Annotated in this window: 11 protein-coding genes and 2 pseudogenes; 9 read left to right on the forward strand and 4 right to left on the reverse strand. The window is 70.5% G+C overall.

The window, feature by feature from the left end:
• Positions 1-2 precede the first annotated feature (2 nt).
• Positions 3-242 (forward strand): annotated as a pseudogene (locus ACWD3C_RS06615) (hypothetical protein); the annotation flags it as partial.
• 122 nt (positions 243-364) lie between these two features.
• Positions 365-667, forward strand: a pseudogene (locus ACWD3C_RS06620) (hypothetical protein); the annotation flags it as partial.
• Here ACWD3C_RS06620 and ACWD3C_RS06625 read toward each other — a convergent pair.
• Complete coding sequence (locus ACWD3C_RS06625) at positions 657-1817, reverse strand: serine hydrolase domain-containing protein (RefSeq protein ID WP_451140755.1); 1161 nt, start codon at positions 1815-1817, stop codon at positions 657-659. The pseudogene ACWD3C_RS06620 and the gene ACWD3C_RS06625 sit on opposite strands and share 11 nt — an antisense overlap.
• A 399-nt stretch (positions 1818-2216) precedes the next feature.
• Here ACWD3C_RS06625 and ACWD3C_RS06630 point away from each other — a divergent pair, with 399 nt between their 5' ends.
• Entirely contained in the window at positions 2217-3914 is a 1698-nt protein-coding gene (locus tag ACWD3C_RS06630) for an RNA polymerase sigma factor (protein ID WP_451140757.1), read from the forward strand.
• Here ACWD3C_RS06630 and ACWD3C_RS06635 read toward each other — a convergent pair.
• Positions 3850-4623 carry a glycerophosphodiester phosphodiesterase gene (locus ACWD3C_RS06635; protein WP_451140758.1) on the reverse strand — a complete coding sequence of 258 codons (774 nt, stop codon included), beginning with the start codon at positions 4621-4623 and terminating at the stop codon, positions 3850-3852. The genes ACWD3C_RS06630 and ACWD3C_RS06635 overlap by 65 nt on opposite strands.
• Positions 4624-4637: 14 nt before the next feature.
• Positions 4638-5660 (reverse strand): adenosine deaminase, encoded by a 1023-nt coding sequence (locus tag ACWD3C_RS06640; RefSeq protein ID WP_451140783.1) that lies wholly within the window; start codon positions 5658-5660, stop codon positions 4638-4640.
• Between the two features lie 240 nt (positions 5661-5900).
• Here ACWD3C_RS06640 and ACWD3C_RS06645 point away from each other — a divergent pair, with 240 nt between their 5' ends.
• On the forward strand, positions 5901-6785 hold the full coding sequence (locus tag ACWD3C_RS06645; protein WP_451140760.1) for a DUF4190 domain-containing protein: 885 nt from the start codon (positions 5901-5903) through the stop codon (positions 6783-6785).
• Here the strand turns inward: ACWD3C_RS06645 and ACWD3C_RS06650 are convergent.
• The gene (locus tag ACWD3C_RS06650; protein ID WP_451140762.1) at positions 6772-7308 is read right to left on the reverse strand and encodes an NADAR family protein; all 537 of its coding nucleotides are present in this window, start codon (positions 7306-7308) and stop codon (positions 6772-6774) included. The two genes, ACWD3C_RS06645 and ACWD3C_RS06650, sit on opposite strands and share 14 nt — an antisense overlap.
• Positions 7309-7519: 211 nt before the next feature.
• On the opposite strand from ACWD3C_RS06650, the gene ACWD3C_RS06655 reads away from it, so the two are divergent.
• From ACWD3C_RS06655 to ACWD3C_RS06675, 5 genes are all read left to right on the forward strand, one after another.
• Positions 7520-9034: a gamma-aminobutyraldehyde dehydrogenase gene (locus tag ACWD3C_RS06655; RefSeq protein WP_451140764.1), complete on the forward strand. Its 1515-nt coding sequence runs from the start codon at positions 7520-7522 to the stop codon at positions 9032-9034.
• 35 nt (positions 9035-9069) lie between these two features.
• The gene (locus ACWD3C_RS06660; RefSeq protein WP_451140766.1) at positions 9070-10314 is read left to right on the forward strand and encodes a polyamine ABC transporter substrate-binding protein; all 1245 of its coding nucleotides are present in this window, start codon (positions 9070-9072) and stop codon (positions 10312-10314) included.
• A gap of 171 nt (positions 10315-10485) precedes the next feature.
• Positions 10486-11655 carry an ABC transporter ATP-binding protein gene (locus ACWD3C_RS06665; protein WP_451140768.1) on the forward strand — a complete coding sequence of 390 codons (1170 nt, stop codon included), beginning with the start codon at positions 10486-10488 and terminating at the stop codon, positions 11653-11655.
• Positions 11655-12584, forward strand: a complete 930-nt coding sequence (locus ACWD3C_RS06670; protein WP_451140770.1) for an ABC transporter permease — start codon at positions 11655-11657, stop codon at positions 12582-12584. Before ACWD3C_RS06665 ends, ACWD3C_RS06670 begins: the two co-directional genes overlap by 1 nt.
• On the forward strand, positions 12585-13397 hold the full coding sequence (locus ACWD3C_RS06675; protein ID WP_451140772.1) for an ABC transporter permease: 813 nt from the start codon (positions 12585-12587) through the stop codon (positions 13395-13397).
• The last annotated feature ends 110 nt before the right edge of the window (positions 13398-13507 follow it).

Below are 13507 nucleotides of genomic sequence, written 5' to 3' on the forward strand. Positions count from 1 at the left end.
CCATGAGGGACAGAGCCGCCCTGCTCACGGGCATCCGCGCGTGGTTGGTCCTCTTCGTCGTCTGCCTGGTGCTCAGCGGTGCCACGGCCTTCCCCCTGGTCCATGAACTGCGCTGGACCGAGGACCTGTTGCGCGCGCTCTCCGTCGGCGACCACCTGCCGGGCCTGACGGACTGGATCGAGCGGGTCCGGATCGGCCTCGACGAGACCGACGCCGAGCACCCCTCCCTCCTCTACGGCACTGCGAGTGAGCCGAAGGGGCGCGCCTGTGTCGAGAGGTCGAGCGCGCGGAGGCCCGAAGGGTTGAGCACGGTCGGGCTCTCGACACAGGCTTTGGCGCCCGGAGGCGAGCCGGGTAAGAAGCGGACTGGCTGGCCTTCGCGCACCTGGTGATCGCGGTCGCCTTCTACGGGCCGTACCGCGATCCGGTCCGCAACATCTGGGTGATCGAGTTCGGGATGATCGCCTGCGCGGGGATCATCCCGCTCGCGCTGATCTGCGGGCCGATCCGCGGGATTCCCTTCTGGTGGACGGTGATCGACATGTCGTTCGCGGTGTTCGGGGTGATCCCGCTGTACGTCGTACGGCAGAAGATCAGGAGGCTGGAGGCGCTGACGGCACCGGTGGCCACCCCGGTCCTCGGCCGACAAGCACCTCTCAGTGGCTGATCGCCGCCTCCACGATCCGCTGGGCCACCGGGTTCATGTCCTCGCTCTTCGCGTTGGTCGCGTTGACCGAGTACACGAGCGTGGTGGACAGGTCGCGGGTGGCGGCGATGACGGTGTTGTAGCCGGGGCGGGCGCCCGACTTGAGCCATACGACGCGGCCGTCGGGCAGCGGGAAGCGCTGGAGGCCCGCGCTCATGGTCGCGTCGGGGATGTCCGGGACCGTGAACATCTCCTTCAGTTGCGGCTGCGGTACGACCTCTCCGCGGAACAGCGCGACGAGGAACCGTTCCAGGTCCGCCGTGGTCGAGATCATGTCGCCCGCCGCCCACCGGTCGGACATGTTCCACTCGGTGGCGTCCACCAGCCTGCCGTCGGTGAGGATTTGGTAGCCGCGGTTGTGCGGGCCGTGGATCCGGGGGTCGGGGCCGCCGGGGAAGGAGGTGTGGCGCATGCCGACCGGCTTGAACACCCGTACGTACGCCTGGTGTTCGTACGAGTCGCCCGTCACCTTCTCGATCAGCATGCCGAGCACGGTGTAGTCGATGTTGCCGTACGTCTGGAGCCGGCCCGGCGCGTGGGCGGGGCCCTTGGCGACGGCCCCGGCCACGACCTGCTCCGGGGTCAGCGTCTCGAAGCGGTTCTCGTATCCCTCGCCGTCGGACGCACCGGTGGACGGGCCCGCCTTGAGTCCGCTGGTGTAGGTCAGCAACTGCCGTACGGTGATGGGATCGAAGGCGTCCGACAGCAGGCCCGGCAGATACGTCTGCACGTATCCGTCCAGGTCGACCTTCCCCTCGGCGGCGAGCTGCAGCACGATCGCCGAGGTCACCACCTTGGTCGTGGAACCGGCCCGGAACCGCCCGTGCTCCAGCGCCGGGCGCATCGTGCGCAGGTCGCGCACACCGGCGCTGCCCCGCCAGGTCCCGTCACTGCCTCCGACCCGTACGAGCGCGGCCGTCGCGTCGGCGTCCGGGAGTCCGGCCAGGGCCTCGCAGAGGGCGGCGGCGTTCGGGCCGGTGGGGGAGCAGCGCGCCGGTGGCGGCGCGGTGGCGGTGGAGGCGGCGGCGACCGCCGGGACGGCGGCCAGGCCCAGGGTGAGGGCGGCGAGGGCGACGGCGGTGCGGGTGCGTGGGCGGGTGCGGATGGGCATCGGCAACTCCCGTGCGGTGAGGGGGTGTTGATGTTCATCCTGTGGCCGTACGGCGATGCTGCGGATCGTCGGCGAGGAGGGCTCCGGCCCTGGTGCGGGGATCAGGGGCACCCTTAGGGGCTCCGAGGCCCCGAAGCTTCGGTCCGGGTTTCCGTCCCGGCTTCGGACCCGCCAAAAAACTGTTATCCCGGAAGCCTTCGCTCCGTCTCCTCACCCGTCACCTGTTCCCCACGCACAGGAGCGAGCTGTGATCTCCGCCGCGAGCCGCGGGCGACTTCACCCGGCTTGGGATGTTCTGTACCGCTGTCGTGCCCGTCACCATGGACACCCCGTTCCGTACATCGCGGTGATGGCTGAGAAGGTACGTCCGGAGGGCGAGTGACTCCGGGGAGGACGGACGTGGACGGGCGGCAGTGGCGCTCCACCATCGCGGCCGCACAGGCCGGTGACCGGCGTGCCCTCGACGAGCTGGTGGAGGGGTGGCTGCCCCTGGTCTACAACATCGTCGGCCGCGCCCTGAACGGTCACGCGGACGTCGACGACGTCGTGCAGGAGACCATGCTGCGGGCCGTCGACAACCTCGGCACGCTGCGCGATCCGGACAGTTTCCGGTCCTGGCTGGTCGCGATCGCGATGCGGCAGATACGGGACCGGGCACGGCGCCGCACGGCCGACCCGCTCGACGGCGAGGCGGCCGGCGGCGACGCTGCCGACTTCGCCGAGCTGACCGTGCTGCGGCTCCAGCTGGAGGGCCAGCGGCGCGAGGTCGCGGAGGCCGTGCGCTGGCTGGACGACGAGGACCGGCAACTGCTGTCGCTGTGGTGGCTGGAAGTCGCGGGCGAGCTGACCCGGCGCGAGCTCGCGGCGGCCGTCGGCATCAGCCGGCAGCACGCCGCCGTGCGCGTCCAGCGGATGAAGGCCCGCCTGGAGACCGCGCGCGGCATCGTACGGGCGCTCGACGGGTCCTGCCCCGGGCTGCGCGAGCTGACGGCGCGCTGGGACGGCGGGCCCGACTCCGTGTGGCGCAAGCGGCTCGCCCGGCACATCAGGGGCTGCGCGTACTGCGCCGAACCGGGCCAGGCGGTCGTACCGGCCGAGCGGCTCCTCGTCGGCCTCGCGCTTGTTCCCGTGCCCGTCGGGTTCACTCTGTCGCTCGCCCTCGGCGGGAAGACGGCGGTGGCCGCGACCGCGGTCGGCTCCACGGTCGGCTGGTCCGCCAAGGTCCTGGGCGTGCTCACCAAGCCCGCCGTGGCAGTGACGGCGGGCGCCACCATCGCGGCGGGCGGCGCGTACGTCGTCACGCAGCCCCCGGGCGACCGGCCCCCGCAGGCCGCAGCCCCCACGGCGGCGAGCACGGCCCGCCCCCCGGCGGTCACCCGGTCGTCCCCCACGCCGTCCGCCTCGCCCTCGCCCTCGACTTCTCCCTCACCGTCACCGACGCAGAAGCAGGCCGGCCTGTACGGGACGGTCGTCGACGCCGTCGACCGGGCTCCCGACCCGAACGCCCGGCCCGGGGCCCTGCCACGGCGCCCCGAGTCCGGCATCACCAGCACCGGTGGCCCGAGGGCCGTGATGGAGCACCGCGGCGACAACGTGACCCTCAGCGGCCAGGGCTATGTCCTCGTGCGCTGGCAGATCGCACCGCACGACCGGCCCGGCGGGCTGGCCATGCCGACCTGGACCGGGCTCAAGGGCAAGATCTTCCACGTCGCCTCCGGGGGCGGCCGCCGTATGGACGACGTCGTCGGGGACGGTTCCGGTCGCGGCTACGTCACCGGCATGGGCGGCCCGGACATCGGCTACACCGTCCTGCCCGACGGCACACAGCAGATGTGGCAGAACGAGTACTTCTACGTCGACGGCACCGTCACCCTGACCGTGAACGAGCGCGGCGCCTCCTACGGCCTGTCCGTCTTCCCGACGAACTGGGACGCGGTGACCGAGGACATCACGACCGGCCCCGACCAGGGCGCCATCCGCTACGGCCTCGTCCGCGACGACGGCGAGGACACGGCGCCGGTGCCGCAGTACGTCACCCGCTCGACCCCGGACGACCCGGCGACGGTGCCTCAGCGCTCACGCCTGACGGCCCTCTGAGGTCGGCCTCCGCTCCGCTTCCGCTTCCGCTCTGCCGCAGCGCGCACAGCGTGTCGATCCGGTTGGTGGTGATCGAGTCGACGCCCGCGTCGAGGAGCCGGCGCATGGACCGCCGGGTGTCCGGGGTCCACACCGACAGCAGGTAGCCGTCGCGGTGCACGCGGGCCGCGAGTTCCCGGCCGACCAGCCCGAAGCTGTAGTTGAGCCAGCGGGGGCGTACGGCGTCGAGGAGGGCCGGGCGCGGAGGCGCGAGGGTTCTCCAGGTCAGGGCGATCTCGGCGGCGGGGTCGGCGGCGCGCACGGCGAGCATCGTGCCGGCGCCGGCGCAGTAGTAGACGCGCTCCTCGGCCCCGCACTCCCGGACGACGTCCACGACCCGCCGTACCGCCCGGGGGTCGGCCCGGCCGGGGAGGTCGACCATCACGCGGCTCTCCCCGGTGGCGAGCAGCGCGTCCACGAGTGTGGGGACCCCGCCGCCGGTGAGCCCCCGCACCTCGGCCGAGGAGAGGGCGGACAGCGGCCGGTCCTGTTCCCACAGCCGCTTCAGCGTCGCGTCGTGGAGCAGCACGGGCACGCCGTCCCGGGTCAGCCGTACGTCGATCTCGACCGCGTCCGCGCCCTGTCGGATCGCGGAGCGGAGCGAGTCGACGGTGTTCTCGCGGACACGGTAGGGGTCGCCGCGGTGGGCGACGGCGGTCACGGTGTGCATGGGCTCATTGTGGGTCAGGGCGCGAGCCAGGCCGAGGTGTAGGTGTCGATCTCGTCGGTGATCCGCGCCTTGCCGGGCTCGTCGAGGAAGGACGCCTCCACCGCGTTCCTGGCGAGCTCGGCCAGGCCCCGCTCGTCGAGGTCGAGGAGGCGGGCGGCGACCGCGTACTCGTTGTTGAGGTCGGTGCCGAACATGGGCGGGTCGTCGGAGTTGACGGTGACGAGGACCCCGGCCCGCACGAACTCCTTGATGGGGTGCTCGTCGAGGGTGCGGACCGCGCGGGTGGCGATGTTGGAGGTCGGGCAGACCTCCAGCGCGATGCCGTGCTCGGCGAGATGGGCGAGCAGCTCCGGGTCCTTCACGGAGCTCGTGCCGTGGCCGATGCGCTCGGCGCGCAACTCGTTCAGCGCGTCCCAGACCGTCTCCGGCCCGGTCGTCTCGCCCGCGTGCGGCACGGAGCGCAGTCCGGCCGCGATCGCCCGGTCGAAGTACGGCTTGAACTGCGGCCTCGGTACGCCTATTTCGGGCCCGCCCAGCCCGAAGGACACCAGCCCCTCGGGGCGCACCCGGTCCTCGGTGGCGAGCCGTGTGGTCTCCTCGGCCGCCGCGAGCCCGGCCTCGCCGGGGATGTCGAAGCACCAGCGCAGTACGGTCCTGAAGTCCGCCTCGGCCGCCTTGCGGGCGTCCTCGATCGCGTCCATGAAGGCACGGTCGTCGATACCGCGCCGGACGGAGGAGTACGGGGTGATCGTCAGCTCGGCGTACCGCACCCGCTGCCGGGCCATGTCCCGGGCCACCTCGTACGTCAGCAGGCGTACGTCCTCCGGCGTGCGGATCAGGTCGACGACGGACAGGTACACCTGGATGAAGTGGGCGAAGTCCGTGAAGGTGAAGTAGTCCGCGAGAGCTTCGGGGTCCGTCGGCACCTTGGAGTCGGGGTGGCGGGCGGCCAGCTCGGCGACGATGCGGGGGGAGGCGGAGCCGACGTGGTGCACGTGCAGTTCGGCCTTGGGCAGTCCGGCGATGAAGGCGTGCAGGTCGCGGGTGCCCGGCGTGCCGGCGGCGTCGGGGGTGCCGAGCGTGGTGGGTACGCCGGTCGCGGTGCGGTGGTCGGACAAGGTTCCTCCCCGGGAACGGCGTCCCCGGGGCCTGGACCGGAGCCGGGGACGCGGGTGATCGGCTGATCGATGACTCCGGGGTCATCGTAGGCGGCGGGTCCCGCGGTGGTGGCGCGGGCCGTAGCATGACGGCACGTCCGACGGGAGGGGACCCAGCACATGGCCGACGAGTCCGACGAGACACGCCCGTCGCAGCAACCGGCCGCGCCGGTTGGGGACCCTTGGGCGGCCCCGCAGGACGGGGTTCCGGGTGCGCCTCGGCCCGGAGCCGACAGGGCCGCGCCGCCCGAGGGCACCGTGCCCGCGCCGAAGGTGCAGCTGGACAAGCCCGCCGCGCCCGTCCCGAACCCGTGGGCTCCGCCGGAGGCCGGGGGCATACCCGGCCCGCCTTCCGCGCCCGACCAGCGCACGGCGACGCCCACGCCGGGCATGGCTGCTGCCCACGCGCCGGGTCCGAGCGCTCCGCCGCCCGGGAACCCGCAGTCCTGGTCCGCCTCCTTCACCCCGCCCCTGGCCAACGCCCCCTTCCCGCCGCCCAGCCCCCACTCCGGCCCGGGCCTCGGCAACCCCGGCACCCCCGTCCCGCCTCCGCCCATCAGCCCCGACGGCCCGGGCCAAGTGCCATACGGCTATGCCCCGTACCCGGGCTATCAGGCCTACGGCACCCCTGGCTATGGCACCGCCGGCTACGGCTGGTCCGGTATGCAGCCCGTGCCGAGCAACGGCATGGGCACCGCCGCGATGGTGCTCGGGATTCTCGCCCTCCTCGTGTTCTGCCTGTGGCCGCTGACCGTCGTGCTGGGTGCGCTCGGCGTGGTCTTCGGTGTGATCGGCCGGGGCAAGGCGCGGCGGGGTGAGGCGACGAACGGGGGGCAGGCGCTGGCCGGGATCATCTGCGGGGCGGTCGGCATCGTGCTGAGTGTGCTGGTGGCGATCGCGGTCTTTGCGCTGGCGGAGAGCAGCGAAGAATGGAACGAGGACCCGTTCGACGAGGGCTACTCGACGACGTTGAGCGCTCCGCGCAGCCCGCTCAGTCGCCTCTGAGCCGCTTCCGCGCCTCCATCAACGCGAACCCCAGCAGATTCAGCCCCCTCCACCGCTCCGGATCCGAAGCCCTCTCGTCGTCCGCTGCCAGCCCGATCCCCCACACCCGGTCCACCGGACTGGCCTCCACGAGCACGCGATTCCCCGTACCGAGCAGAAATCCCCGCAGGTCTTCGTGCGCGGCGAACTTGTGCACGCTGCCCTCGACGACGATCCCGAAGCGCTCCCGCTCCCATATGGCCTCGTCGAAGCCGCGCACAAGCCGTCCCGCCTTCTTGGCGAGCGCGGGGTTCGGCGCCGCGACGGCCCGGGCCTCGGCCTCCGTGTCCCCGAAGAGCCGGGCCTTGGCCGCCATCATCCAGTGCTCGGCCGTGGCGTACTCCACGCCGTCCACCGTGAACGGCGACGGCCACCACTGACTCAGACAGCTCGCGCCCACCCGGCCGTCGGGCCGTGGCCGGTGCCCCCAGAAGTGCAGGTACTTGACCCTTTCCCCCGTGATTTCCCCCGTCATCTTCTCCATGCCCGCGAGTGTGGCACGCACCACTGACACTCCGTCCCTCCATTTCGCAGCCGACGCGACGCCTGGTCGACAGATTCCGTCGCGTAACCAAAAGGCAACAACGGAATCCCTTGTTGCTGGCCCATCGCTCTGTCAGGATCGGCACTCAAATCGAGCTGGAGCTACGCCAGCCCCTCCGCGGTGACGTGGACCGGCGGCGGAGGAGAGCGACATGCAGGAGCGTTTCGCGGACGGCGCGCAGTACATCGCGGGCCGGCTGGCCAGGGGCACCTCCGGCCGGACCCACGCGGTCGTCGACCCGGCCACGGGAGACGAGGTCTGCACGTACGAGCTCGCGGGCACCGACGACGTGGACGGCGCGGTCGCGGCGGCGCGTGGGGCGTTCCCGGGCTGGGCCGGGGCCACCCCGGGCGAGCGTTCGGACGTGATGCACAGGTTCGCGGCCGTGCTCGCCGAGCGTGCCGAGGACTTCGCCCGGACGGAGTCCCTGCAGTGCGGCAAGCCGCTGAGGCTCAGCAGGGAGTTCGACGTTCCGGGGACCATCGACAACACCGCGTTCTTCGCGGGGGCCGCCCGGCAGCTGCAGGGCCAGTCGGCGGGCGAGTACTCCGGTGACCACACCTCGTACGTACGCCGCGAGCCGATCGGCGTGGTCGGGTCCGTCGCGCCCTGGAACTACCCCCTCCAGATGGCCGCCTGGAAGATCCTCCCGGCGATCGCCGCGGGCAACACGATCGTCCTGAAGCCCGCCGAGCTCACCCCGCTGACCTCGCTGCTCTTCGCCCAGGCCGCCACGGAGGCCGGTGTCCCGGACGGCGTCGTCAACATCGTCTCGGGCGCGGGCAGGGACGCGGGCGAGTATCTGGTGGCCCACCCCGACGTGGTGATGACCTCCTTCACCGGGTCCACCGCCGTCGGCAGGCGGGTCGCCGAGATCGCCACCTCCACCGTCAAGCGGCTCCACCTGGAACTCGGCGGCAAGGCGCCCTTCGTCGTGTTCGACGACGCCGATCTCGAAGCCGCCGTGCACGGCGCGGTCGCGGGCGCCCTCATCAACACCGGGCAGGACTGTACGGCCGCCACGCGCGCGTACGTCCAGAGGCCCCTCTACGAGGAGTTCGTCGAACGGACGGCGGCCCTCATGGAGACCGTCCGGCTCGGCGACCCCTTCGCGCCGGACACCGACCTCGGCCCGCTCATCTCCTTCGCGCAGCGCGACCGGGTGGCCGCCTTCGTCGACCGGGCACGCGCGTACGCGCGCGTGGTCACCGGCGGAGAGGCACCCCGGGGCGAGCTCAAGAACGGGGCGTACTACCGGCCCACCCTCATCGCCGACGCCGCCCAGGACAGCGAGATCGTCCAGTCCGAGATCTTCGGCCCCGTTCTCGTCGTCCTGCCCTTCGACAGCGACGACGAGGGCATCCGGCTCGCCAACGACATCCCGTACGGTCTCGCCGCCTCCGCCTGGAGCCGGGACGTCTACCGGGCGAACCGCGCGACCCGTGAGATCAGGGCGGGCTGCGTGTGGGTCAACGACCACATCCCGATCATCAGCGAGATGCCGCACGGCGGCTACAAGGCCTCCGGCTTCGGCAAGGACATGTCCGCGTACTCGTTCGAGGAGTACACGCAGATCAAGCACGTCATGTTCGACAATACGGCGGTGGCCCGGAAGGACTGGCACCGCACGATCTTCGGGGACCGACAGTCAACCCGCAGGCCCTGACCACGGCCGCACCCTCCCGAAAGGGCACCACGAGCATGGAGCAGTACGAGCCCGGCCGCCTGTCCGCGGCCCAGGCGGCCGCCATGCGGCGCAGCTTCACCAACGGCAGGGCCTCCCTCACCCGCCGCTCGCTGCTGCGCGCCGGTAGCGGCGGCGCCCTCGCCATCGGCGGGCTCGGGGCGCTGAGCGCCTGCGGGATTCCCGCGGCGACGAAGACCTCGGGCGTCTCGTCCGAGGACCACTCGGCCAAGGAGAAGGAGATCAGCTTCTCCAACTGGACCGAGTACATGGACGTCGACGACAGCGGCAAGCGGCATCCCACGCTCGACGCGTTCACCGAGCGCACCGGCATCAAGGTCAACTACACCGAGGACATCAACGACAACGTCGAGTTCTTCGGCAAGATCAAACCGCAGCTCGCGGCCGGCCAGGAGACGGGGCGCGACCTGATCTGCGTCACCGACTGGCTCGCCGCCCGGCTGATCCGCTTCGGGTGGGTCCAGAAACTGGACCCGTCCAACCTGCCGCACGCCTTCGCCAACCTGTCCGAGCAGTTCCGCACCCCCGACTGGGACCCGGGGCGGGCGTACTCGTACCCCTGGCAGGGCATCTCGACCGTCATCGCCTTCAACAGGAAGGCGCTGGACGGCGAGGAGGTCACCTCCGTCTCCGACATGCTCGACAACCCCAGGCTCAAGGGCCGTGTCGGCTTCCTGTCCGAGATGCGCGACAGCGTCGGCATGACCCTGCTGGACATGGGCAGGGACCCGGGCACGTTCTCCGACGACGACTACGACGCGGCGATCGCCCGCCTCCAGAAGGCCGTCGACAAGGGCCAGATCCGCCGCTTCACCGGCAACGACTACACCGCCGACCTCACCAAGGGCGACCTCGCGGCCTGTATCGCCTGGGCCGGTGACGTCGTCCAGCTCAAGGCCGACAGCCCGGACGTCGACTTCATCATCCCCGACAGCGGCTACCTGACCTCGACGGACAACCTGCTGGTCCCCAACAAGGCCCGCCACAAGACCAACGCCGAACGGCTCATCGACTACTACTTCGAGCCGAAGGCGGCCGCCGAACTCGCCGCGTACATCAACTACGTGTGCCCGGTCGACGGTGTGAAGGCGGAGCTGGAGAAGATCGACGAGGACGCGGCGAACAACCCGCTGATCATCCCCGACGCGGCCATGGCCGCGCAGTCCCGGGCCTTCCGCTCGCTGAGCCAGAAGGAAGAGACGGCGTACGAGGAGAAGTTCGCCAAGCTCACGGGCGCGTAGGCCTCCGGCGAGGTGCGGTTCTTGCGGCTGGACCTCGTCTCCACGGCACCCGGCTTCCGGCTGTGCCCACCCTCCCCCACTCGCGGCTTCGCGCGAGCGGGGGAACCCCCATCGCCCCGCGGAACGACTGCCCACAGCGGTAAACACCTCAGCTTTCCCAGGGACCACACCATGACTGCAGACAACGGCGGCGACGTCCGCCTCTCGGGAATCAGCAAGACCTACGGCTCCTTCACCGCCGTACACCCCCTCGACCTGACCGTCCCCCAGGGCTCGTTCTTCGCCCTCCTCGGCGCCTCCGGATGCGGCAAGACGACAACCCTGCGGATGATCGCGGGACTTGAGGAGCCCACGTCCGGCACCGTCTCGCTCGGAGAGCAGGACGTGACGAATCTCCCGCCGTACAAGCGGCCGGTGAACACCGTCTTCCAGTCGTACGCGCTCTTCCCGCACCTCGACATCTTCGAGAACGTCGCGTTCGGCCTGCGCCGGCGTGGCATCAGGTCGGTGAAGAAGCAGGTCGAGGAGATGCTCGACCTCGTACAGCTGGGCGAGCAGGCCCGCAAGAAACCGCATCAGCTCTCCGGCGGCCAGCAGCAGCGGGTCGCGGTGGCCCGTGCGCTGATCAACCACCCCAAGGTGCTGCTCCTCGACGAGCCCCTCGGCGCCCTCGACCTGAAGCTGCGCCGTCAGATGCAGTTGGAGCTGAAGCGGATCCAGACCGAGGTCGGGATCACGTTCATCCACGTCACACACGACCAGGAGGAGGCCATGACGATGGCCGACACGGTCGCCGTCATGAACGCCGGCCGTGTCGAGCAACTCGGCTCGCCCGCCGACCTGTACGAGAACCCGAGGACCACGTTCGTCGCCAACTTCCTCGGCACCTCGAACCTCATCGAGGCCGAGGTCGACTCCAGAAGCGGCGACGACATCGTGCTGACCGCGGGCGACGGCAAGCTCACACTCCCCGAGGCACGCTGCGGCGCCCCCACCACGGCAGGCGGCAAGGTCCTGGTCGGCGTACGGCCCGAGAAGATCTCCCTCACGCACGCGGACGACGCCGGTGAGGTTCCGGTCGGCCGTAACCGCATCACCGGGAAGATCATCGCGTCCAGCTTCATCGGCGTGTCCACGCAGTACGTCGTCGACAGCGCGGTCTGCCCGGAGTTCGAGGTCTACGCCCAGAACATCGACCGCGACGCGCGGCTCGTCCCCGGCGCCGAGGTCGTCCTGCACTGGAGCCCCGCGCACACGTTCGGTCTGGACGCGGCGCAGTCCCTGCTTGCCGGGACAGTGGGCTCCGCGGGTGTGGAAACGGTCGAGGAAGAGGCCGCCTGATGACGACCGTGACCGAGGCGCCACCGCCTCTCGCGCCCGCCGCGCCCGAGCAGAAGGCCCCGCGCAAGAGGGGCCGCTGGACGCCGTACCTGCTGCTCCTGCCCGGACTGCTCTGGCTGCTGGTCTTCTTCGCGATGCCGATGGTCTACCAGGCCTCCACGTCCGTGCAGACGGGTTCCCTGGAGGAGGGCTACCGGGTCACCTGGCACTTCGCGACCTACTGGGACGCGCTGTCGGAGTACTGGCCCCAGTTCGTGCGCTCGGTGCTCTACGCGGGCTCGGCGACCGTCCTGTGCCTGCTGCTGGGCTATCCGCTGGCGTATCTGATCGCGTTCCGTGCCGGGCGCTGGCGGAACCTGATCCTGATCCTGGTGATCGCGCCCTTCTTCACCAGCTTCCTGATCCGCACGCTCGCCTGGAAGACGATCCTCGCGGACGGCGGCCCGGTCGTCGGCGCCCTCAACTCGCTGCACGTCCTGGACATCACCAGCTGGCTCGGTCTCACCGCGGGGGACCGGGTGCTGGCGACGCCCCTCGCGGTGGTGTGCGGTCTGACGTACAACTTCCTGCCGTTCATGATCCTGCCGCTCTACACCTCGCTGGAGCGCATCGACGGGCGGCTGCACGAGGCCGCCGGGGACCTGTACGCGCGGCCGTTCGAGACCTTCCGGAAGGTCACCTTCCCGCTGTCGATGCCCGGTGTCGTCTCCGGCACGCTGCTGACCTTCATCCCGGCCAGCGGCGACTATGTGAACGCCGATCTCCTCGGCTCGACCGACACCCGAATGATCGGAAACGTCATCCAGAGCCAGTTCCTGCGGATTCTCGACTATCCGACGGCCGCGGCGCTTTCCTTCCTTCTCATGGCCGCGATCCTCATCATGGTCACGCTCTACATCCGCAAGTCCGGGACGGAGGATCTCGTTTAAATGGCCTTCGCAAAGAATGCCGGACGCTGGCTCAAGCGCCGTCTCGTCGTCATCGCGGGTCTGCTGACCCTCGGATATCTTCTGCTGCCGAACGCGGTCGTCACCGTGTTCTCCTTCAACGATCCGGTGGGGCGCTTCAATTACGAGTGGCAGGAATTCTCCACGGACGCCTGGACCGATCCCTGCGGGGTCTCCGGCCTGTGCGACTCGCTCGGGCTCAGCCTGCGGATCGCGGCCTGGGCGACGCTCGGCGCCACCGTCCTCGGCACGATGATCGCCTTCGCGCTGGTGCGGTACCGCTTCCGCGCGCGGGGGGCCGTCAACTCGCTGATCTTCCTGCCCATGGCGATGCCCGAGGTCGTGATGGCGGCCTCGCTGCTCACCCTGTTCCTCAACATGGGTGCTCAGTTGGGATTCTGGACGATCCTGATCGCCCACATCATGTTCTGCCTCAGCTTCGTCGTCGTCGCCGTCAAGGCGCGTGTGATGTCGATGGACCCGAGGCTGGAGGAGGCGGCGCGGGACCTGTACGCGGGGCCGCTCCAGACCTTCGTCCGGGTCACCCTGCCCATCGCGGCCCCCGGAATCGCCGCGGGCGCGCTGCTCGCCTTCGCGCTCTCCTTCGACGATTTCATCATCACCAATTTCAACTCGGGCGCGACGGTCACCTTCCCCATGTTCGTCTGGGGTTCGGCGCAGCGTGGAACGCCCGTTCAGATCAATGTCATCGGTACGGCCATGTTCCTGGTCGCCGTACTGTTCGTGGTGGCCGGAATGGTCATCAGCAATCGCCGGACCAGGCAGAAGGCATAACCTCGTAGGGAGTTGCTGAGGTTGAACTCGCAGTGGCGGGCCGGTAGATCATCCGGCGCCCATGAGTAATCCGGTCTCGGTGAGGCAGCCGTCGATCAGCTCTGCCCGGT

This window comes from Streptomyces sp. NPDC002845, from assembly GCF_053591955.1.